We start from the raw sequence: 21850 nt of genomic DNA on the forward strand, positions 1-21850 counted from the left end.
GTAAGTCTAATTGTTCAATGTCGATTAGACATTCACTTTTACATTTTGGACAACAACCATATGCACAACCCTCTCGTTTCGTACCATTCATAACCGTATTATAAGACGAAACCGTTTGCGTACTGATTTATCAAAGACGCAAACGGTTTTCGTCTTTATTTGCGTACGGAATTAAGACGCATAATTTCGCTTTCGTATGGCTCAATACCGGACACAGACTGTTTTCGTCTGTCAATACGCCTGCAATCCAAACGAAAAGAGCCCCGAGCTCGTATGAACTCGGGGCTCTTTGTGCCGCACATCTATGAGAGGAGAAATTCGATGCGTACGGGCGCTACTCCATGAAGCCGCAATGGTGCAATGGGGCCAGATTTACATGCACCAAGTTGGTGCAAAGTAACCTGCCCCCACGCAACAAGGGGTTGACTAGAGCTCGCAGGCAACCTTGTAGCCATCGCCGATGGCATCGCGGATGTTGCCGCACTTGTTGGCATCGCCCAGCACGTGGGTGGCAACACCGGCAGCGGCAAGGTCGTCGGCCAGCTTGGTATTGGGACGATAGCCCATGGCGAGCACCAGCGTATCGGCATCGGCGATGGTGTGGGCCTCGCCATCCTTCTCGTAGCTGATGGCATCCTCGGTGATCTCGGTCACCTTGGCCTCGGTCAGCACGTGGACGCCCTTGGAGAGCATGCGCGTGATGAGCACCGCGCGACCGGCACCACCCTCGTTGGCGGCGAGCGTCTTGGTCATCTCGATAACGGTGACGTCGCGATTGGCCGGCGACAGATCGTTGACCAGTGGGGCCAGGTAGTCGGCCGTCTCGCAACCGACGGTGCCGCCGCCCACGATGACAATCTTCTTGCCCGGGAAGGCCTTGCCACCCAGCAGGTCGTCGGCCGTCATGACCTGCTTAAATCCCTGCATGAAGGCCGGGGCGATGGGCTCGGCGCCATAAGCCAGGACAACCTCGTAGCCCGCGTAGTCACGCTGAATGTCCTCGGCCGAAAGCTCGGTACCAAAGACGCACTTCACGCCCGCCTTAGCAAGACGGCGATACTGGTACTTGATCACGCGGGTGAGTTCCTGCTTTGCCGGCGGAACGGCCGCGATGCGCATCTCGCCGCCCGGTTCGTCCTGTTTATCCACGAGCACCACATTGTGACCGCGCTTGGCGGCAATGTAGGCTGCCTCCATGCCCGCAGGACCAGCGCCCACAACCAGTACGTTCTTGGCCTCGGCGGCAGGCTCGTAGCCGGCCTCATCGCGCTCCACGTCCGGGTTGACGGTGCAGGAGATGCGCTTGCCAAACATAATGCCGTTCAGGCAGCGCAGACAGCCAATGCAGGGGCGGATGTCGTCGGCGTTGCCGGCAGCGGCTTTGTTGCAGAACTCGGCATCACACAGATTGGCGCGACCCATCATGCAGATATCGGCAGCACCGTCCTCGATCAGCTCCTCGGCGATCCAAGCCTCGTTGATACGTCCGACGGTGGCGACGGGAATGTTGACGTGCTTTTTGATCTCGCGCGAGCAGGCGGCGTGCGAGGCCTGCTGCGTGCCGGCGGCGGGAATCGCAGAGCCGCGCTTGATGGTGGTGCCGCCCGACACGTGAATCATGTCGACGCCGGCCTTCTCCAGGCGACGCGAGACGTAGATCATGTCGTTGAGGGTCAGGCCACCATCGGTGTACTCGTCACCCGAGATGCGGACGTCGATGATAAAGTCCTTGCCGCAGCGCTCGCGAATCTCGGCGATGACCTCGAGCAAAAAGCGCATGCGAGCGTCGAGCGAGCCGCCGTACTCGTCGGTGCGCTTGTTGTAGAGCGGGGTCAAAAAGCCGCCGAGCATGCCGTGGGCGTGCGCCGCGTGGACCTCGACGCCATCGACGCCAGCCTTTTGCATACGCACGGCGGCGTCGCCAAACTGGTGCGTGAGCTCGTGGATCTCGTCGACCGTGATGGGGCGCGGTGCCTCGCGGGCGTAAGACGGGCCCACAAAGGACGGAGCGATCAGGCGAGGCGTGCCCGGAATGTTAAAGGCCATGTAGGCGGGGTGGAAGAGCTGCGGCATGATCTTGCAGCCGTACTCGTGGACGGCCGCGGCGAGCTTTTCCCAGCCGGGGATAAACGTGTCGTCGTAGCAGCACATGTCACCCGGCAGATAGGTATAGGTGGGCTCGACCGTCACGACCTCGGTGATGATGAGGCCCACGCCGCCCTTGGCGCGGGCACGGTAATGATCGACCAAGTCGTCGGTCACATAGCCATGATCGGCCAGGTTGGTAGATACCGGCGGCATAAAGACGCGGTTCTTGACCTCGGTCGTACCGACCTTGATCGGGCTAAAGAGCATCGGGTAGGCGGAGGACTCCATGCAGGTTTCCTTTCGATTGAGCCGCTCGGCGGCAGTTACTGACGTACCTATCGTAGCAGTAACTGCGCAGCACCCGACAGATCGCAGATTGCACGGCACTCGTCAAAAGGAGAAACAGAGACGTCCCCGTTCACCTTATTTGATACCGCGGCCCAAGTCTTCGGCGATTTTGTCTACGCCCTTAAGTGCGGCGCAGGTCTTTTTGTTGGAGCAATGTCCTGTGCAAACGCCACCTTGAGCGCAGTCGGCGCAGGTGCCCTTGCGATAAATGCGCACGCACACGGCGACAAACGCAATGCCGATAACAGCCAGTACAACAATATCGATAGGTGCCATAGCAAGCCTCCTCTAGTTAACCACCACTTACTTTACCCCATTCTCCACCTGCCAAAAAGGGACAGGTATATTTTGGTCGGTTTTATCTGCGGAAACGCCACATCTCCCTCACCAAAAAGCCCGAGTGTCGCTGGGACACCCGGGCTCGTGGAAAGGGGCTAATCCTTATTCGGACTTAAGCGGAAACTGCGGCGGAAGCAGTGTTGGTCTCGTCCTCGTCGGTCCATGCATGCTTGGGCATGGGACGGAAGATCTGGAAGAGCATCGCAACCAGCAGCACGATGGCTACAATCGTCCAAATACCAAACTGGCCCAACACAAACAGGTTGTAGAACTGGTTGATGAACAGGCCGATCACCCAAGCGAAGGCGCACTCGTAGCCGATGGCAATCGCGGTCCACTTGCCGGAGTCCATCTGGTTGCGGATAGTGCCCATGGCGGCAAAGCACGGAGCGCACAGCAGGTTGAAGGCACCAAAGGCCACGCAAGCACCCATGGTGGGGAACATGCCCGCAAACGCGGTCCACAGGCTCGGGTCGGTCTCGCCAGCATCGGCGACGGAGAGCAGCGAGCCGGCGGTAGCGACGACATTCTCCTTAGCCACGAGGCCGGAGACGGTCAGCGCGGTGGCCTGCCAGGTGCTAAAGCCGAGCGGGGCGAAGATCCAAGCGACCAGGTTGCCGAGCATGGCGAGCACGGAGTAATCCATGAACTCCTCGGGGATGCCGTCCATCGCAGGCAGGAAGCCAAAGGAACCGTTGTAGCTGCCAAAGTTGGAGAGGAACCAAACGACGACGGTGGACGCGAAGATGACCGTACCGGCCTTCTTGATAAAGGCCCAGCAGCGCTCCCACACGTGCAGCGCCCAAGAACGGATCGCCGGGAAGTGGTAGGCAGGAAGCTCCATAACAAACGGCGTCGGGCGACCGGCGAAGAGCTTGGTCTTCTTGAGCATGAGGCCCGAAGCAATGACGGCAAAGACGCCCAGGAAGTAGAAGAGCGGGCTGATCCACGCGGCGGTGGTGGAAGAATCGCCGATGATGGAACCCATGAGCAGGGCAATGATCGGCAGCTTAGCGCCACAGGGAATAAACGTGGTGGTCATGACCGTCATACGGCGGTCCTTCTCGTTCTCGATGGTCTTGGTGGCCATGACGCCGGGGACGCCGCAACCCGAGGACACGAGCATGGGGATAAAGGACTTACCGGACAGGCCAAAGCGGCGGAACACGCGGTCCATGATGAAGGCGACGCGCGCCATGTAGCCGCAGTCCTCCAGGAAAGACAGCATCACAAAAAGCAGGAACATCTGCGGCACAAAGCCAAAGATGGCGCCCAGGCCGCCGACGATACCATCGCAGACCAGCGAATCGACCAGGCCACCGTCCTCGGTGCCGCCCGCCACGAGGGCGTCGTGCACCACGGTGGTGATACCCGGGACATAGGGGCCGTACTCCGCCGGGTCAATCGAATCGGCAGCGTCCTCACCCACAGCCTCGACAGCCGCATCATACGCATCGCGACCCTGACCGAGCACGTACCAACCGTCGGTGCCGAAGAGCTGGTCGTTGGTGAAGTCGGTCACCGTGCCGCCCAGGGTAGAAACGGCGATGTAGTACACGCAGAACATGATGACCACAAAGATCGGCAGGCCCAAGATACGGTTGGTAACCACGCGGTCGATCTTCTCGGAGGTGCTCATCTTGGCCGGAGCCTTGGTGAGGCACTCGTCGATGATGTGGGCGATCACGCCATAGCGCTCGCCGGTGATGATGGACTCGGCATCGTCGTCGCAATCCTGCTCGCACTGGGCGACCAGCTGCTCAACGCGATCGGCCTTCTCCTTGGTAAGGTTGATGAGCTTACAGGCGTCCGCATCGCGCTCAAACAGCTTGACGGCGTAGTAGCGACGCTTGTTGGCGGGAACGCTCGCCGGCAGGTTGTTCTCGATGTGGGTCAGAACGTCCTCGATGGCGGAATCAAACTTATGCGCCGGCACGTCGGCCTTGGCAGCCGCCGACTTCTTGACCTGCTCAAAGAGCTCGGTGATGCCCTTGTTCTTAAGGGCCGAGATCATCATGACCGGGCAACCGAGCTTCTTGGAAAGCTTGTCCGTGTCGATCTTATCGCCGTTCTTCTCCACGAGGTCGGCCATGTTGAGGGCAACGACCACGGGCAGACCGGTCTCGATGACCTGAAGTGCAAGGTACAGGTTGCGCTCCAGGTTGGTGGCGTCGACGACCTGGACGACCACATCGGGCTCGCCGCTCATGAGGTAGTCGCGCGAGCACTGCTCCTCGGGGCTGTAGGGGGAAAGCGAGTAGATGCCGGGGAGGTCCGTAATCGTGACGTTCTTGTCACTCAGGAGCTTGGCTTCCTTTTTCTCAACCGTGACGCCGGGCCAGTTGCCAACGTAGCCGTTGGCGCCGGTGATCAGGTTGAAAAGCGTGGTCTTGCCGCAGTTGGGGTTACCCGCCAGCGCGACATGGATCTGAGAATCCGCCATTCAATCCTTCTTCCTTGTGTGCCCGCGCTGCTTTCTCCGCGCGGGCTGGATAATGTGCTTCAACACTGCATTATTGAGTTAGAAAAACCTAACTTTATCTGCAGAAATATGTGCCACCGGCCCTTACTGGACCTCGACGACGGCAGCCTCCTCCTTGCGGATGGAGAGTTCGTAGCCGCGCACGTTGATCTCGACCGGATCTCCGAGCGGTGCAACCTTTACGACCTTGAACGAAGTGCCCTTGATGAGTCCCAGGTCCATAAGGTGACGGCGAAGCGCGCCCTCGCCGTGAAGCTTGACGATGGTAGAGCTCTCGCCCACCTTAACGTCACCCAACGTCTTCATATTCTTTTCCCCCTTTCAGCTTTTATGGAATGCTGCGAACTAACCGACAGTCATGATGTGCATGGCGACCTTGGTATCGATGCCAAAGCGCGCGCCGAGCACGGTGACGATGATATTGGCGCCACTCGAGCTCACCACGTGAATCTCGTTGCCCTCGACAAAGCCGAGGTCCTTGAGGTGGTGCTTCATGTCCTCATTGCCCTTTACGCGAGACACGCGCACGGTTTCGCCCTCTTTTACCATCGAAAGCGGCATAGCCGGCATCTGCGGTCCGCAAGACATGAGTGAGCTCCTAACGTCAGTTCGTCCTCAACATCGACGCAGCAAAAGTTAACCACGTCTATGTTCGCTACAGTAAACTAGCACGTGGCTAACTTTTTGGAAAGGGTCCCTATTCAGTTTTCGGAAAAGTTTCCTATATGCAACAAAGAAAGATGTGACAAAGGGACTGTCCCTTCGTCACATTGTTGCGCTTTAGAGCGAGAGGTTTCTGATCGACGTGACGCACGAGGCCTCGTCCACGCCCGAAACGCGGAACACGATGTCTTCGCCACATTCGCCGTAGAGAGCCATGAGTCCCATCACATCGCGGCCGTCGGTATGGCGATCGCCGATGCTGACCGATACGTTGCTACGATGCTTGGCAATAATGTCATAGAGCAGCGCAACCGGGCGGGCATGCAATCCCAACGGATCTTTAATCGTCTTTGTAAACTCGACCATGTCCCCTCCCACGACGTCGCACATTCGGCCGGCAAAACCCAGCCACGTGGTAGTTATTGTACCGTTAGATGCTTGTCGAGACCCGCCAGAAGCTCGACCGGAAAGTGCGTCCCATTATTTGGCTGGATTCTGGGCCCCAGTTTCCCAAAGGGCCCTGTTTGGGAAACCGCAGCCCACTCTGGACGCAAATTCCGGGTCGCAGTTTCCGCTGAACGGCCCTAGCGGAAAGCCCATCCCGCTCTGGGTGCAAATTCTGGGACACAGTTTCCGCGACACCCGGTCATCCCATGCCCTCACAATCTCGGCGCATAAAAAACGAGGGAAGGCACGCGTCCTTCCCTCGTTGCGGGCAATATGTAGCCGCTCGCTTACATCAGGCGCAGGCTGACGTCCTTGAGCTGGGCGCCGCTAACGGCACTCGGGGCGCCCGACATGAGGTCGGAGCCGCTGGCTGTCTTGGGGAACGCCATGACGTCGCGGATGGAGTCGGAACCGGTGAGCAGCATGCACACGCGGTCCAGACCCAGAGCGAAACCGCCCATCGGGGGCGCACCAAACTTGAGGGCCTCCATGAGGAAGCCAAACTGCGACTCGGCGCGCTCCTCGGTAAAGCCCAGGAGCTTGAGCATGGACATCTGCATCTCGGCGTTGTGAATACGCATACCGCCGCCGCCGGCCTCAAAGCCGTCCATGACAAAGTCGTAGGTGCAGGAACCGGCTGCCAGCGGGTCGGCCTCAATCTTGGCGATGTCGGTCTCGGTCGGCAGGGTAAAGGGCTGGTGCTCGGCAGCATAGGCCTTGCGATCCTCGTCCCAGTGGAACAGCGGGAAGTTGACGACCCACAGGAAGTCGTGGCCCTCGCGCTTGATCTCGAGCGCGTTAGCCATGTGGGAACGCATGCCGCCCAGAATCTCGTCGGAGAGCAGGCGCGGGCCGGCGGCGAACATCACAAGGTCGCCGGGCTCGACGTCCATGCGCTCGCGCAGAGCAGCCATCTCCTCGTCCGAGAAGAACTTGACGATGGGGCTGTTGATGGAGCCGTCCTCGCGGAAAGCGATCCAGGCCAGGCCCTTGGCGCCAAACGTGGAGGCCACGCCGGCAAGCTTATCGATCTTGGCACGCGCCCAGGCACCGGCACCCTTGGCGTTGATAGCCTTGACGACAGAGCCCTCCTCGTTCGCAGCGGTCGCGAAGACCTTGAACTTGGAGTTGGCAAAAATGTCGGTCAGGTCGACCAAGTGCATGCCATAGCGGGTATCGGGCTTGTCGGAGCCATAGGTGTCCATGGCCTCCCAGTAGTTCATGCGACGCAGCGGCGTGGGCATCTCGACACCCATGCGGCCGAAGGCATCGGCCAGGACCTCTTCGAGGGCGCTCATGACATCGTTCTGGTCCACGAAGGACATCTCGATATCGACCTGGGTGAACTCGGGCTGACGGTCGGCGCGCAGGTCCTCGTCGCGGAAGCACTTGGCGACCTGGTAGTAGCGCTCGACGCCACCGACCATGAGCAGCTGCTTCAGGAGCTGCGGGGACTGCGGCAGGGCGTAGAAGTTGCCCGGCTGGATGCGGCTGGGGACGATGAAGTCGCGGGCGCCCTCGGGCGTGGACTTAAACAGGGAGGGTGTCTCGACCTCCATGAACTCACGGTTGTGCAGCGCCTCGCGAATGGCAAAGGTAAAGTCGGAGCGCAGCTTGAGGTTGGCCATCATCTCGGGACGACGGAGGTCCAGATAGCGATAACGCAGGCGGGTGTCCTCGCTGGTCTCGATGCCGTCCTCGATCTGGAACGGCGGGGTGACGGACGTGTTGAGCACCTCGGCGTGGTCGGTCAGGACCTCGACCTCGCCGGTCGCGAGCTTGGCGTTGGTGGTCTCCTCGCCACGGGCGCGCACGACGCCGTGGATCTTGATGGGCCACTCGGGACGCATGGTCTCGGCGATCTTAAAGGCGTCGCCGTCGGAGTGCTCGGGGTCGAAGGTGAGCTGCGTGATGCCCTCGCGGTCGCGAAGGTCGCAGAAAATAAGGCCGCCGTGGTCGCGGCGGCGGCTCACCCAACCGGTGAGGGTGACCTCTTCGCCCACGTTCTCGCGGCGAAGCTCGCCGCAGGTACGGGTGTGCATGGAATGCTCGTCGATGGGACGGGTCTGGCTCATACCAGTGATCCTCCTTTATGGATCTGTGCCGCCCCGTGTCGTTCCGGGCGGCGTCGTACAGATTTGCCCAGCCTGCGTAAACCGCGCAGCCAGACATGGCGTTCTATCTTATCGCACCTGTGTCGATGTGCCGCGGAAAAGTAGCTCCTGCCCAAAGACTTGACGGAGACGAAACAATTGACGCGCCGCGGCACCCGCCCGCGCTCGTCACGTGCGACAATGTGCCCCAATACAACTGCACTCGAAAGGCCCAACATGTCTGCACGCCTCATCGTTATGGATATCGACTCCACGCTCATCAACCAGGAGGTCATCGACCTGTTGGGCGAGGAGGCCGGCGTAGGCGAGCAAGTGGCACAGATCACTGAGCGCGCCATGCGCGGCGAGCTTGACTTTAAGCAGGCGCTCGAGGAGCGCGTGGGGCTGCTCGCCGGCCTGGACGAGAGCGTGTTCGAGCGCACCTTTGAGCGCGTGACATTTACCCCCGGCGCGTTGGAGCTTGTGCGCTCAGCGCACAGCAAGGGCTGGAAGGTCGGCGTGGTAAGCGGCGGCTTTCACGAGGTCGCCGACAAGATCGTGGCCGCCGCGGGCATCGATTTTTGCCTGGCCAACCGCCTGGAAGTCGTGGACGGCAAGCTCACCGGCAAGCTGGCGGCCGACATCGTGACCAAGGAGTCCAAGCTCATCCAGCTGCTAGATTGGGCAGTTGAGTGCGGCGTCGATATGGCCCACACGGTCGCGATCGGCGACGGCGCCAACGACATCCCCATGATTCAGGCCGCGGGCACGGGCATCGCGTTTTGCGCCAAGCCCAAGACGCGCGAGGCGGCCCCGTTTGCCATCGACGAACGCAACCTGATGCTCGCCATGGACATCATCCTGCGCGACTAGTCAATCCATCTAACAAGTGAATCAGTCTGTCCTATAGTTTCCGAACAATTTTGTCTTAGTGTTCGGAAACATACCCTTTGAGTGCTAGACTTTGCGCCGTCGAAGGGAACATATATGGATAAGCGAGATCTTGAGCAATTGCTGAGCGATGTTGCCGGCGGAGCAGTCACCCCTGCCGACGCCCTCACGCGCATCCAGACGGCTCCGACCGCCGATTTGGGCTTTGCGCAGCTCGATCTTTCGCGCGGGGTGCGCCAGGGAGCCGGCGAGGTTGTCTACGGGGCCGGTAAAACCGCCGATCAGATTGCCGCCATTATCGAAGCACTGCGCGATGCCGGCCAGGAGCGCATCCTGGTCACGCGCTTGGATGCCGAAAAAGCCGCGCGCACCGCTGAGCTTCTCGGCAACGGCATCGACCTGGGATATGTCCCGGACGCCCAGCTCGCCCTCGTGGGCGGCAAGCCCTCCCCCACCGGCAACGGACGCATCGTCGTCGCCTGCGCCGGCACGAGCGACCTGCCCGTCGCCGAAGAAGCCGCGTTGACGGCCGAGTTCTATGGCAACGAGGTCGACCGCCTCTACGACGTAGGTGTCGCCGGCCTGCACCGCCTACTCGCGCATGCCGAGGAGCTTGCTCAGGCGCAGGTGGTCATCGCCATCGCCGGCATGGAGGGCGCACTGGCGAGCGTTGTCGGCGGCCTGGTAAGCTGTCCGGTCATAGCCGTTCCCACCAGCGTGGGTTACGGCGCGAGCTTTGGTGGCGTAGCCGCGCTGCTCGCCATGCTCAACTCCTGCGCCAGCGGCGTTTCGGTCGTCAACATCGACAACGGCTTTGGTGCCGCCTACCAGGCAAGTCTTATCAATCATCTGGGCGCCGGCACGCCCTGCGCCCGTTAAGGAGCATTCCATGTCCAATCATCAGCACACGCTTATCATCGACGGCACCTCGGGCATCAGCGGCGATATGACCGTCGCGGCCCTGCTCGACCTAGGCGCCAGCGAGGAGCACCTGCGCGAGCAGCTCGCCACGCTGCCGGTCGACGGCTTTACGATCGCCGTCACACGCGTAAGCAAGCATGGCATCGACGCCTGCGATTTCGACGTCCAGCTTGCAGAGGAACTCGAGAACCACGATCACGATATGGCCTGGCTCTACGGCAACGAAGCAGCTGCCGAGCACACGCACGAGCATGAGCACCACCATCATGATCATGGCGAGCACGAACACGAGCACTGCCACGAGCATGACCATGAGGGCCACGGCCATGGCCACGAGGGTCACCATCACGCCCACCACCATCACCACCGTTCTTTGGCTGACGTCACCGCCATCATCGATGGCTCGCAGTTAAGCGATGGCGCCAAGCGTCGCGCCCTCGCCATTTTTTCCGTACTCGCCGCTGCCGAGGCCAAGGCTCACGGCAAAACGCCCGAGACCGTCATGTTCCACGAGGTGGGCGCCGTCGATTCCATCGTCGACGTCTGCTCTGTCGCCATCTGCCTCGATGACCTGGGTATTGAGGACATCGTGGTCGAGTCGCTCTCCGAGGGTCACGGTACCATCCGTTGTGCCCACGGTCTCATGCCCATTCCCGTCCCCGCTGTCGTCAACCTGTGCCAGGCGGGCAATGTCGCCCTCACGCCCGCACCAGTCGCCGGCGAGCTTGTGACGCCCACGGGCGCCGCCATCGTCGCCGCACTGCGCACGTCCGAGCACCTGCCGGCCCGCTACCGCATCGAGGCCGTCGGCTACGGCGCCGGTAAGCGCCCCTACGAGGGCTGCTCCGGTACGCTCCGCTGCCTGCTCGTTCACGCGGACGCATAGCCATGGATGCCCGCAAGGCAAAAAGCCGCGCTGCCATCGTTGCGGCGTTCTCCGAGCTGCTGCGCGAAGAGGACTACGGCAAGATCACCGTCGACGACATTATCGCTCGCGCCCATGTGGGTCGGGCCACGTTCTACGGCCTCTTCAAAAGCAAAGATGACCTACTGTCCGAACTCGTGAGCGACATCTGCACCCACTCCCTCGACGACGATGGCACACCGCTCGACGACCCACTCGTGCAGGTCGAGCATATCCTCAACAACCTCTGGGAGCGCCGCCAGGGTGTACGAGCCCTCGTAGCCGGCGCCGGCTCACGTGTCTTCGCCGACTGCTTACGCAAGACCATCATGTCACGAGCAGCCGAAACCGTCCCCACCGACCCCACAGGTCCCGCTGGCACTATGGACCGCAGCTTCCTCCTCCATCACATAGCCTCAAGCTTCGTAGCCACCGTCCAATGGTGGGCCTGGCACAACTTCCAAGCCAACAAATCCAACGTAGCCAAAGACTACCTCTCAGCCATAAAACCCCTCTTCAACTAAGTAAGAAGCTCATCCCAAAGCACCGCCCCACGCCAAGGCGCCACGCATCCCAAAGTGTCACTCGCACCTCAAAGCGCCTAACAACAAAGTGCCCACCACATCCAAATTCAGATATATATGTTGGTTGCTTGTTCGAACGCAACTGGATTCCCGCAGGGTCCGGCATAGGTTAACTTTCCACCGCATTCCGCAGGACGCAAAAAGCTCCCGCCGCACGAAGTGCGCAGCGGGAGCTTCTTGCATGTCCGAGGACGCGGCGGAAAGTTAACCTATGCCGGACCCGGACGTTATATCAATTGCCTTGGACTAGAACATGCCCAAGAAGCCATGCACAAACAGCGCGGCCACAATAGCACCGACAAACGGCGCGATGCCAGGAACGAGCAGGCCGTACTTCCAGTTGTTGTCAGCCTTGTTCTTGATCGGCAGCACCTGATAGGCCATGCGAGGACCAAGGTCACGAGCCTGGTTCATGGCGAAGCCGGTGATGCCGCCCATGCCCATGCCAACAGCCCAAACAATCAGACCGACGCAGATGGCGAGCATCAGAACGTTCTCGCCGGCGCGGCTAGCGGCAGCAAGGATGGCGCTGATGAACACAAAAGTGCAGATAGCCTCGCAGATGAAGTTACGGGCATAGTTCGTACCCTCGGTGGTGGGGTTGGTCGAGAAAATGTTGCGCTGGGCAATGGGGTCGACGACGCCCTCGGAAGCCTTGAACTCATCGGCATACATAAACCAGGCGATTACGGCACCCACAAAACCGCCGAACATATCGGCAATCATGAAGGGGATGCAGCTGCCCCACGGCACCAAGCCGACGATGCACTGGGCAAGCACCATGGCGGGGTTCATGCACACGGCGCCGCCAAAGACAAACAGGCAGACCGAGATGCCAAAAGACCAGGTGGTGATGGCAAACATATGGCCGGAGCCCTGATACTTGGTGCCCTTGAGCACGGTATCGCAGTGCACGCCCACGCCAAAGACGATCATGAGGGCCGTCGCGCCGAATTCGCAGAGGAGTTTGGTAAGCATAAAACCTTATCTTTCTTGTCGGTTATAAACGATTCGTTTAGGCCGCGCACTAGTGCTGCGCAACAACAACGCCCAGGCCATCGGGAATGACGGCAACCTTGGCATCGGCACCCTTCATCTCAAAGGCGAGCTTGAGCGCCTCCTCGATAGTGTTGACCGGCGTCATGTGCATATCCTTGAGCATCTGGTGATCGCACAGATCGGTGACCATGATCACAGGGTGATGCGCCAGGATGCGGGCAAAGATCTGGCTCGTCCACTGGTCGGGCAGGGTCTCGTCCTTAGGACGGTCGATGCAGGCGCGCTCAAACTCTGCCGGATCGTTGTCGGCGATGTTGTGATAGAAGCCCTCGCCACCGTGGCCGTCGGCACAACCGGCGACGTCGATGATCACGCCGCCCTCAGGAAGCGTGGCCTCGGCAGCGCACATGCCCTTCACGGCCTGATAGATGTTCTGATCGAGGGGGTAGCCACCGTTGGTGGTGATGGCAATCTCGCACTCGACGGGCTCAACGCCGGCAAGGCTCTTCACAAACTCGCAGCCGGCCTCGTGCGCCTTGTGGATATCGCCGGCAAAGGAGCCAATGACCTCGTGCTTGCCGTTGAGCACCACGTTGAGCACAAAGGCAAGGTGGGCCATCTCAGCGGCGGCAAACATGTCCTCGCTCACGTGGTTGTGGCACAGGTTGCCGGCGCGCGAATGGGAATCGTTCACAAACTGGCCGTTGTGGTTGTACATGATGGTCTTGTAGCTGGCGATGCCAGGCAGGACGGACTTGCGGCTGCCAGAGAAACCGGCAAAGAAGTGCGGCTCAATGAAGCCCTCGGCAAGCAGCAGATCGCAATCGGCAGCAATCTTGTTGATGATGCACTCGCCACCAGAAGGCAGGGTGCCGATCTTTTTCATCATGCTGTCGTCAGTCGCGACGTGCATAACGATTTCCTCGTTGGCAACGATCTCCTCGCCATACTTGTTGACGAGCTCCTCGTGCGTCGACGGACGGTGCATACCCGTAGCAACCAGAATGCGAACGCGCGCCTCAGGCGCAGCGGAGTGGATGTGATGCAGCAGAATAGGCATCGTCACACGCGAGGGAACGGGACGCGTATGATCGGAGCTAATGATGACAATATCCTTCTTGCCAGCACAAAGCTCCTCGAGCGAAGGCGAGCCATAAGGGTTGGCAAGCGACTCCTCTACTAGCTCTTCCTGCGATTTCGTGGTCTTAAACTCGTTTTGATGACCTTCCATCACACCCGCGAAGTTCTTATCCTCGAGCTCCAGATGCAACGTTTTGTGGTCAAACGGCAGTTCACATTCAAACAATGATGAGCGCCCTCTTCCTTTCAACTGACACACTAGATAAACCGTTGGAAGGATACGCCGCTCACCGAAAAACACCACCGTCCACCGACTCATTAACACAACGTTCATATTTGACCCACAACAAAACGGCCACGATCCCAAACGGAACCGCGGCCGCTACAGTCGTAAGTCGAGAAGCGCCACATGCACCTCAATCCCGATCGATAAGACGCGAGGCGCGAAGCGCCAAACGCGCCGCCGGGACAAACCCCATCCAAAACGCGCGAAGCGCGCCATTATTCCCCCAGCCAGTAATCCGCCGAAGACCGGACATCGCAGGGGCCGCCGTATGTTTGCTTTCCGGCACACTCCGCAGGACGCAAGAAGCCCTCGCCGCACAAAGTGCGCAGCGAGGGCTTCTTGCATGTCCGAGGACGTGCCTAAAAGTAAGCTGATGGCGGGCCCGGACGACTACAGGGCTATCGATTACCCCGTGTTCTGCAATCCTGCCGAGACGCCGGTCACAGTCGAAAGAATCAGGCTCATGTACTCGGCCTTCTTCTCCTCGGCCATCTCGTCCTGGTTCATACGCACCTCGCGAAGGGCGCGGACCTGGGCGATGGACAGGGCGTCGACGTAGGGATTACGCACACGGACGGCGCAGCCGAGCACACGGCGGCGCTGCAGCGGCCATTCGTCACCGACGATGGCAAGAACCCACTTACGCGTGAGCTGCATCTCGGTGAAGACCTTCTCGGACAAATCCTGGCGATCGCCCAGGTGCAGGTACATCTTGGCGATGCGCTGGTCGGTCTTGGCGATCGACATCTCGATGTTGTCGATAAAGGTGCGGAAGAACGGCCACTCCTGGTAGGCAGCCTTAAGCTGGTCCAGATCGCCAAACTGCTCGCAGGCGGTACCCAGGCCGTACCAAGCGGCCAGATTGATGCGCGCCTGGCTCCAGCTGAAGATCCACGGAATGGTACGCAGGTCGTCGAGCGACTTGGCACCCAAGCCGCGCTTGGCGGGACGCGAGCCGATCGGCAGCAGACCGACCTCGGTCAGCGGCGTCACGGTCGAGAACCACGGTGTAAAGTCCTCGGTGTTCAGCAGGTCCAGATAGCGCTCGTGGCTTGCGGCGTTGAGCTTGTCGGCCATATCCCAGAACTTCTGCGTGGTCTCGGTGTTGGTCTTCTCGACACTCGGGGCCGACTGCAAAAGCGTTGCGGCGGCAACGGACTCAACATGGCGCTGAGCCAGCGTGCGGTTGCCGTAACGGGCAAAGATGACCTCGCCCTGCTCGGTGAGCTTAAAGAAGCAGTTGACCGAACCCTTGGGCTGCGCCAGCACGGCCTTGTTGGCCGGGCCGCCGCCACGACCCACGGCACCGCCGCGACCGTGCATGAGCACCAGGTCGATATCGTTCTTCTCGGCCCACTTGGCAATGCGCTCCTGCGCGGAGTGCAGCGCGAGCATGGCCGTGGTAGGACCGGCATCCTTGGAGGAGTCGGAATAGCCCAGCATGACCTCCATGCGGCGGTTGGTCTGGGCAAGGCGCTTTTGCACCACGGGCAGCGTAAGCATCTGGTCGAGCACGTCGACGCAGCCCTCGAGGTCCTCGAGCTGCTCGAACAGCGGGATCACGTCGAGCTCGGGCACGTCCTCCTCGTGCGCAAAGGACAGGTGGGCAAGCTCAAAGACGTCGGCCACATGCTGAGCGCTCTTGGTGAACGAGATGATGTAGCGGTGCGCCATCTTCTTGCCGTAGCGCTTTTGGATGGAGCCGATAGCGCGGAAGGTGTCGATGACCTCGCGCGTCATGGGCTGCAAATCACCATGGATACCGTTCTCGTGAATATCCTTGAGGGCGCGGGCGTGCACCACGGAGTGCTGACGGAACTCCATCTCGACCATATGGAAGCCGAAGGACTCGACCTGCCAGATGATGGTCTGGACCGGGCCGTAGGCAGCACGGACGGCACCGCAGGCGGCCAGGGAGCGCTGAACGACGCGCAGGTCATCCAAGAACTCGTCTGCGCTGTGGTACATGGTGTCGGTGATGCGACGCACGGTGGCGTTCAGACGGTCGGCCATGACGAGCATGACGGCGCGATGCGGCTCGTGCTCGGAGATCAGCTCGGCGCGTGCGGTGTACTGGGTGCTCATCTCGACCTGATGGTTCCACAGGTTGATGAGCTCGGCAGACGGCTTGCTGTAGGTGGCCTCGAGCGTGAGGTTGCGGCCGATGCGGCGGCACTTGTCCTCGAGCTTGAGCACCATGTGGGTGAAGTACTTGGCGGCGACCTCACGGCTCACCTTGGCGGTGACGTTGGGGTTACCGTCGCGGTCGGAACCGATCCAGCTGCCGGGATGGAAGAACGCCGGGCACAGCGGCGGCACGGTACCCGCCTTGTCGCCCAGCACCCAGTCGTCAAAACGACGATAGATAACGGGAATGACGTCGAACAGCGTGTTATCGAAGATGTCGATGATGGTATCGGCTTCTTCGACCGGCGTGGGCTTCTTGAGCGCGATGGGGCTCGTACGCACCAGAGCGTCGATCTCCTGCAGCATATGGCGCTCGTTCTCCACCAGGTCGGAGCCGCCCAGGCGCGGACGCTCCTCCAGCAGGTTGGAGATACGGCGAATCTTGCCCTCGACGGCCTTACGACGGGCCTCGGTGGGATGTGCGGTAAAGACAGGGTGGAACTCGAGCTTGTCGAGCAGCTCGTTGGCGCCCTCGACACCCATCTCGTTTACCAACTGGTGATAGGCGACGGTGAGTTCGTTGGCGGGATCGACCTCGGTATCGGTCGACGCACCTGCCTCGCGCTCGCGCAGCTGCGCCACGCGGTAGTTCTCCTCCGACAGGTTTGCCAGATGGAAGAAGCTCGTAAAGGCGCGGACGATAACCTGCTGCTTATCGAGCGGCAGGCTGTCAATCAGATCGACGACCTCACGAAACGCCACAGCAGTAGGCTCGTCGGCGGTGGGCACGCCCTGCTCGTCGACGGACTCGTCGGCAGCACGGGCGCCGGGATTTCCGGCATTGGCCACAATCTCGGCCGTCAGGATCTTGTCGAACAGGTCCGCGATCTCGGGATCATACTCGCTAAGCACACGGCGCTCCAGGCGCATGAACAGCGCCAGATTGTCGCGCAGCTCCTCGGGGATCTCGATCTCGGCGAGACGCTCCTTGGATTCGGCATTCGAGCCGATTCGGTTAACGAGGCGGTTGACCACGGCAGCGATGCGCGCCGCGGCTTCGGGTACAGACTGGTTGCTTAGGTTCTCAGCCACGTTTCCTCCCATTCCTCCTTCTATGCACGTAACATGCGGTATTTATTATAGGCACTCGGCAAAAACTTTCGACGCTGATTGCGCTTTACCACACAAAAGTATTTTCTGCATTGCAAGGCTTTTTGCCCCAAATGGTCGTATTTCTCGGTGGGCGGCATATGCAAACGGGGGCATTCCGCATAAATGCGAAACACCCCCGTAACAATCGCTCTCAATGAGCTGAGCGCTTTAGTGAGTCCACAGCTCAAAAATCATGCGCTACAGGCGCTCACGAACCGCCTCGACCACGTTGGCCAGATCGACGAGGGCCTCGTCATGGCTCTCCATGTCGCGCACCTTGACCTTGCCGGCGGCAAGCTCGTCGCCGCCCAAGACCAAAATGAGCTTAGCGCCCACCTTGTCGGCCTGCTTAAACTGAGCCTTAAGCGAACGACCCTGATAGTCTGCCTCGGTCACGGTACCTGCGGCGCGAAGCTCCTGCGTAATGGCAAAGACGTTCTGGCGCAACTCCTTGCCGGCATTGGCGACGTAGACACACGGGGTCTCCTCGGCGCCCAGGTCGCTGCCAAAGGCCTGCAGGGCCAGCAGGGCGCGCTCAAAACCGACGGCGAAGCCGACGCCGGCCGTGGGCTTGCCGCCCTCGAGCTCGACCAGGCCATCGTAGCGGCCGCCGCCACCGATGGAGCCGACGCCGGCGCCAGGGGCCTCGACCTCAAAGACGGTACGGGTGTAGTAGTCCAGGCCGCGCACCAGGGTGGGATCCTCGACGTACTCGATACCGGCGACGTCCAGATAGCGCTTGACCTGCTCGTAGTGCTCGCGGCACTCATCGCACAGGTTGTCGCCCATCAGCGGGGCGTCGGCCATGATCTCGCGGCAGTGGTCGTTCTTGCAGTCGAAGGCGCGCAGCGGGTTAAGCTCGGCGCGCTCGCGGCACTCGTCGCACATCTCATCGGCGTGGTCGAGAATGAACTGCTTAACCTGCTCGCGATAGGCCGGACGGCATTGGGCATCGCCCATCGAGTTAATGAGCAGACGGAGCTTGGACAGATCGAAGCCCAGGCGCTTGTAAAACTCCATGAGCATAATGATGCACTCGGCGTCTGCCGCCGAATCGGGAGCGCCGAGCCACTCGATGCCCACCTGATGGAACTGGCGCAGGCGGCCCTTCTGGGGACGCTCGCCACGGAACATGGCCTCGGCGTAGTAAGCCTTAAACGGCGTGGAGCCCTGGGGCACCAAGTTGTTCTCCACGACGGCGCGCACCACGCCAGCCGTGCCCTCGGGACGAAGCGCCAGGCGCTGCTTGGGCTTGAGCTTGGTATCGGTGCCCTCGGTAAAGACGCGCTCCAGGTTGGCGCCGCTAAACACGCGGAACATCTCCTTGCGCACGACGTCGGTCGACTGGCCGATGCCGTGGACAAACACGTCCACCTGCTCGATGGCGGGCGTCTCGATGGGCTTAAAGCCAAACGGCTCGAACACGCCAGCAGCGATCTGCTGCATCTTTTGCCAGGCGCGCATCTCAGCGCCGATAAGGTCGCGGGTTCCCTCCGCCTTCTGTGCCTGCATGGGCAAACACCTTTCTTTTGTATCGCGTCATAGGTAGTGGTCATTATACGGCACAAACACAAACAGCGGCGGTGCATCTGACCGAACGAGGGTATGGGGACTCGTTCGGCCAGATGCACCGCCGCGGTTTGTGATCCCTTTTCCTCCGTCCCCTTCGGATTACGTGATCCCTTGGGGACGGAGGAAAAGGGATCATTTCGTAGACCCGTGGCTGCCCTGGAAACCGAATGACAGTACGAGCATCCATTCGGCTTCCAGGGCAGCCACGGGCAGAACAGGCAAACAGGAATAGGCGGCGACCCGCTACTCCCCCGCCACGCTTGCGCGCAGCTTGGCGGCGATGGGCTCGGATGCCAGCAGGAACACGAGCATGACCACGGAGCACGCCAGGCACACGATCCAGGTGCTCGCAAAGGAGCCCGTGGCATCGAACAGCACGCCCGAGACGATAGCGCCCACGGTGCCGCCGACCATCTCGAGCGAGGTAATGGTGCCCGTGACCTTACCGAGGTCGGCCATGCCAAACTGCTTGGACGCGGCGATTGTAGGCGTGATGGTGCCCATGCACGTTCCAACACCAAAGCTCACAGCAGCGACAATAGGACCGAGGTCCGTCGTCGGGAAACACAGCGCCACGCAGGCGATAATGCACGCAACGGAGCCAAGGATATTGCCAAAGCGCAGGCCAAAGCGGTCATAGATCGCACCGAGCGAAATCTTGGCGATAACGACGGTAACCATGTAGGCCGAAAGCACGGTGCCTGCCCACATGGGGTCGTGGCCGCCCGTGACGATCTTGGCACCGTTGACGGTAACACTCGTCATGTTGGTAACCTGGTTGGGCAGGATGGCGCCATTGACCAAGCCCATAAAGAGGAAGGCGACGACGAGCAGCCAAAATGCCGGGCTCTTCTTGATACGAGACCAGCCGACGCTAACCTCGGGGGCCGTATGCTCGTCCTTATCGCCCGCGGTGGAAACAGACGGATCGCCCGGGTTCTCGCCGAGCGGCTTCAGGCCAATATCGGAAGGTTTGGTGCGGAAGGAGTAGGCCGTGATGGGCAGTGCCGCCACAATGCAGACGGCAGCGAGTACCAGGAACGCAGAGCGCCAGCCAACGCTCACGATGAGCGAGCTCACGATGGGAGACAGAATAGCGCCGCCAAAGCCCGAGCCCGAAAGTGCGATGGAGATGGCAAGGCCTCGCTTGGCCGTAAACCAGTTGGCGGTCACCAGGCTGATGAGCAGGCGGGTCGAGGCGACGGCAAAGCAGCCCGAGACGGCAAAGAGCACGTAGACCTGCCACAGCTCACCGACAAAGCTCATACCAGCAAGAACGGCAGAGGTGGCGATTACAGTGAGGGAGCCCAAAACGCGGCCGCTTACTTTATCGGCGACATGGCCAATGACAAGCGAGCCGATAACGCTCACCACGGTGGAGATGGCGTTGGAGATGTTGTACTGCGCAAGCGTGATGCCCAAGTCGCTTACGATGAGCGGCTGAAACAGGCTCATGCAGTTAACGAAAATCGTGTAGCACGTGGCCATGATCACAAAGCCGGAGGCCACCACGAGCCAGCCGGGGAAAAATTTACGTTGCTGGGACATGGATTACTCCTTGTGGTCCGCAATGTATCCGAGAGCGACGGCGGCATAAGCCGCGGCGCCGAGGGGAAGCTCGGCATCGTTAAAGCGCGCCTTGGGATGATGCTGGGCAAAATGCTCGTCCGTATCGGTCACGGCCGCGCCCACCGTAAAGTACGCACTTGGGATCTCGCTCGAGATAAGTGCGAAATCCTCGCTCGCCATGGCGTGGAATAGCGGCAGGAAGGCAGCCTTGGGCAGCACCGCGCCCACGTAGCCAAGCGAGGCCTGGGTCATATCGCTGTCGAGCACGAGCGGCGGAACGTCCGAAAGCGTCTCGATGGTTGCCAGCGTACGATATGTTGCGGCAACGCCGTTGACGACCTCCGCGATGCGGGTCTTAAGGTGAGCCATGAGCTCGACATCGAAGCCGCGCAACGTTCCCTCGAGCACGCAGGTGTCGGGGATGACGTTGGCCGCCAAACCGCCAGCGAACTTACCCACGGTAAGCGCGACCTCCTTGGCCGCCGGCACCTCGCGAGAGATAAGCTCCTGAAGCGCCAGGTGCACATGCACGCCGGCCGTGATGGGGTCGATGCAGATCTCGGGGCTGGAACCGTGGCCACCCTTGCCCTGCAGCGTAATGCGGAAACCGTACACGCCCGAGAGCGCCGGACTCCCATAGAGCACCAGGCCAAGCGGCGACTGGCTATTGACATGCATGGCAAAGGCGGCCTGGGGACGCGGGTTCTGCAGCAGACCGTCGGCGATGGCGGCGCGGGCACCCTCAAAGGTTTCCTCGCCCGGCTGGAACAGCAACTTAACTGTGGCGTTAGCGTCGACAAGCTCGGACTCGCGGGCCTTGAGCAAACGGGCCGCGCCGAGCAGCGCCGTCGCATGCATATCGTGGCCACAAGCGTGCATGCAGCCGTTGGTGGAAGCGAAAGGCTCGCCTGATTCCTCGACAACGGGCAGGGCATCCATGTCGCCGCGAAGCATGATGACCGTACCGGCCTGTTCGTCCGTGCAGACGCCATTGCCCTGGGCCGCGGCGGCACCGGCGCCGACAAGGCCCACAACACAGGAACCATCGACGAGCGTGGCAAATGGGATTTCCATCTCGGTCAGGCGCGCTTGAATATACGCAGAGGTCTGCGGGAGGCTATTACCCAGCTCGGGCATCTGGTGTAAATCGTGTCGCCACACAGCGAGCTCGTCTGCAAAAGCCTGAGCTTCTGCAACGAGACCGTCACCGATAGCGGCCTGCGCCGCTGCGGTGGCCTTGGGCGCTGATTGCGGTTGAAGATCGGACAGAGCTGGTGCCATAAATGCCCTCCAGTAACGTTTTTT

Annotated in this window: 17 protein-coding genes; 4 read left to right on the forward strand and 13 right to left on the reverse strand. The window is 60.8% G+C overall.

The features are described from left to right. Window positions 1–426: 426 nt before the first annotated feature. The 7 genes from DXA43_RS00825 to aspS all read right to left on the reverse strand — a co-directional run bounded on the left by DXA43_RS00825 (window position 427) and on the right by aspS (window position 8442). Window positions 427–2376 (reverse strand): NAD(P)/FAD-dependent oxidoreductase, encoded by a 1950-nt coding sequence (locus tag DXA43_RS00825; protein ID WP_117805988.1) that lies wholly within the window; start codon window positions 2374–2376, stop codon window positions 427–429. A gap of 135 nt (window positions 2377–2511) precedes the next feature. After that, window positions 2512–2712, reverse strand: a complete 201-nt coding sequence (locus DXA43_RS00830; protein WP_035136858.1) for a hypothetical protein — start codon at window positions 2710–2712, stop codon at window positions 2512–2514. 175 nt (window positions 2713–2887) lie between these two features. Beyond that, the gene (locus tag DXA43_RS00835; RefSeq protein ID WP_117803645.1) at window positions 2888–5218 is read right to left on the reverse strand and encodes a ferrous iron transporter B; all 2331 of its coding nucleotides are present in this window, start codon (window positions 5216–5218) and stop codon (window positions 2888–2890) included. 123 nt (window positions 5219–5341) lie between these two features. Then, window positions 5342–5563: a FeoA family protein gene (locus tag DXA43_RS00840; protein WP_006234774.1), complete on the reverse strand. Its 222-nt coding sequence runs from the start codon at window positions 5561–5563 to the stop codon at window positions 5342–5344. A 39-nt stretch (window positions 5564–5602) separates the two neighbouring features. After that, on the reverse strand, window positions 5603–5845 hold the full coding sequence (locus DXA43_RS00845; protein WP_233539983.1) for a FeoA family protein: 243 nt from the start codon (window positions 5843–5845) through the stop codon (window positions 5603–5605). 192 nt (window positions 5846–6037) lie between these two features. Beyond that, on the reverse strand, window positions 6038–6286 hold the full coding sequence (locus DXA43_RS00850) for an HPr family phosphocarrier protein (protein ID WP_158564421.1): 249 nt from the start codon (window positions 6284–6286) through the stop codon (window positions 6038–6040). Between the two features lie 368 nt (window positions 6287–6654). Further along, a complete protein-coding gene (aspS, locus tag DXA43_RS00855) occupies window positions 6655–8442 on the reverse strand; it encodes an aspartate--tRNA ligase (protein ID WP_117805989.1) in 1788 nt (595 codons plus the stop codon). A gap of 255 nt (window positions 8443–8697) precedes the next feature. Here aspS and serB point away from each other — a divergent pair, with 255 nt between their 5' ends. From serB to DXA43_RS00875, 4 genes are all read left to right on the forward strand, one after another. Further along, a complete protein-coding gene (gene serB, locus DXA43_RS00860) occupies window positions 8698–9333 on the forward strand; it encodes a phosphoserine phosphatase SerB (RefSeq protein ID WP_117805990.1) in 636 nt (211 codons plus the stop codon). Window positions 9334–9447: 114 nt separating this feature from the next. Further along, the gene (larB, locus tag DXA43_RS00865) at window positions 9448–10230 is read left to right on the forward strand and encodes a nickel pincer cofactor biosynthesis protein LarB (protein WP_117773175.1); all 783 of its coding nucleotides are present in this window, start codon (window positions 9448–9450) and stop codon (window positions 10228–10230) included. 10 nt (window positions 10231–10240) lie between these two features. Next, window positions 10241–11158: a LarC family nickel insertion protein gene (locus DXA43_RS00870; RefSeq protein WP_117805991.1), complete on the forward strand. Its 918-nt coding sequence runs from the start codon at window positions 10241–10243 to the stop codon at window positions 11156–11158. A gap of 2 nt (window positions 11159–11160) precedes the next feature. Further along, window positions 11161–11700 carry a TetR/AcrR family transcriptional regulator gene (locus DXA43_RS00875; protein ID WP_117805992.1) on the forward strand — a complete coding sequence of 180 codons (540 nt, stop codon included), beginning with the start codon at window positions 11161–11163 and terminating at the stop codon, window positions 11698–11700. Window positions 11701–12006: 306 nt separating this feature from the next. On the opposite strand, the gene larD is transcribed toward DXA43_RS00875, so the two are convergent. From larD to DXA43_RS00905, 6 genes are all read right to left on the reverse strand, one after another. Then, window positions 12007–12738, reverse strand: coding sequence for a D/L-lactic acid transporter LarD (gene larD, locus DXA43_RS00880; protein WP_117805993.1), 732 nt, complete (start codon window positions 12736–12738; stop codon window positions 12007–12009). 49 nt (window positions 12739–12787) lie between these two features. Then, window positions 12788–14065, reverse strand: coding sequence for a nickel-dependent lactate racemase (gene larA, locus DXA43_RS00885; protein ID WP_117647964.1), 1278 nt, complete (start codon window positions 14063–14065; stop codon window positions 12788–12790). 465 nt (window positions 14066–14530) lie between these two features. Further along, window positions 14531–17344 (reverse strand): phosphoenolpyruvate carboxylase, encoded by a 2814-nt coding sequence (locus DXA43_RS00890; RefSeq protein WP_370448001.1) that lies wholly within the window; start codon window positions 17342–17344, stop codon window positions 14531–14533. Between the two features lie 258 nt (window positions 17345–17602). Then, the gene (hisS, locus tag DXA43_RS00895; RefSeq protein WP_117805995.1) at window positions 17603–18916 is read right to left on the reverse strand and encodes a histidine--tRNA ligase; all 1314 of its coding nucleotides are present in this window, start codon (window positions 18914–18916) and stop codon (window positions 17603–17605) included. Window positions 18917–19219: 303 nt separating this feature from the next. Then, complete coding sequence (locus DXA43_RS00900; protein WP_117805996.1) at window positions 19220–20524, reverse strand: MFS transporter; 1305 nt, start codon at window positions 20522–20524, stop codon at window positions 19220–19222. Window positions 20525–20527: 3 nt separating this feature from the next. Next, window positions 20528–21826: a M20 family metallopeptidase gene (locus DXA43_RS00905; RefSeq protein ID WP_117805997.1), complete on the reverse strand. Its 1299-nt coding sequence runs from the start codon at window positions 21824–21826 to the stop codon at window positions 20528–20530. Between the last annotated feature and the right edge of the window lie 24 nt (window positions 21827–21850).

It is taken from the genome of Collinsella sp. OF02-10 (genome assembly GCF_003463445.1).
GTDB lineage: Bacteria > Actinomycetota > Coriobacteriia > Coriobacteriales > Coriobacteriaceae > Collinsella.

Bases quoted from the DNA above. Each gene is read 5' to 3' on its own strand.
- DXA43_RS00825 (WP_117805988.1), bottom strand. From the start codon at position 2,376: ATGGAGTCCTCCGCCTACCCGATGCTCTTTAGCCCGATCAAGGTCGGT.
- DXA43_RS00830 (WP_035136858.1), bottom strand. From the start codon at position 2,712: ATGGCACCTATCGATATTGTTGTACTGGCTGTTATCGGCATTGCGTTT.
- DXA43_RS00835 (WP_117803645.1), bottom strand. From the start codon at position 5,218: ATGGCGGATTCTCAGATCCATGTCGCGCTGGCGGGTAACCCCAACTGC.
- DXA43_RS00840 (WP_006234774.1), bottom strand. From the start codon at position 5,563: ATGAAGACGTTGGGTGACGTTAAGGTGGGCGAGAGCTCTACCATCGTC.
- DXA43_RS00845 (WP_233539983.1), bottom strand. From the start codon at position 5,845: ATGTCTTGCGGACCGCAGATGCCGGCTATGCCGCTTTCGATGGTAAAA.
- DXA43_RS00850 (WP_158564421.1), bottom strand. From the start codon at position 6,286: ATGGTCGAGTTTACAAAGACGATTAAAGATCCGTTGGGATTGCATGCC.
- aspS (WP_117805989.1), bottom strand. From the start codon at position 8,442: ATGAGCCAGACCCGTCCCATCGACGAGCATTCCATGCACACCCGTACC.
- serB (WP_117805990.1), top strand. From the start codon at position 8,698: ATGTCTGCACGCCTCATCGTTATGGATATCGACTCCACGCTCATCAAC.
- larB (WP_117773175.1), top strand. From the start codon at position 9,448: ATGGATAAGCGAGATCTTGAGCAATTGCTGAGCGATGTTGCCGGCGGA.
- DXA43_RS00870 (WP_117805991.1), top strand. From the start codon at position 10,241: ATGTCCAATCATCAGCACACGCTTATCATCGACGGCACCTCGGGCATC.
- DXA43_RS00875 (WP_117805992.1), top strand. From the start codon at position 11,161: ATGGATGCCCGCAAGGCAAAAAGCCGCGCTGCCATCGTTGCGGCGTTC.
- larD (WP_117805993.1), bottom strand. From the start codon at position 12,738: ATGCTTACCAAACTCCTCTGCGAATTCGGCGCGACGGCCCTCATGATC.
- hisS (WP_117805995.1), bottom strand. From the start codon at position 18,916: ATGCAGGCACAGAAGGCGGAGGGAACCCGCGACCTTATCGGCGCTGAG.
- DXA43_RS00900 (WP_117805996.1), bottom strand. From the start codon at position 20,524: ATGTCCCAGCAACGTAAATTTTTCCCCGGCTGGCTCGTGGTGGCCTCC.
- DXA43_RS00905 (WP_117805997.1), bottom strand. From the start codon at position 21,826: ATGGCACCAGCTCTGTCCGATCTTCAACCGCAATCAGCGCCCAAGGCC.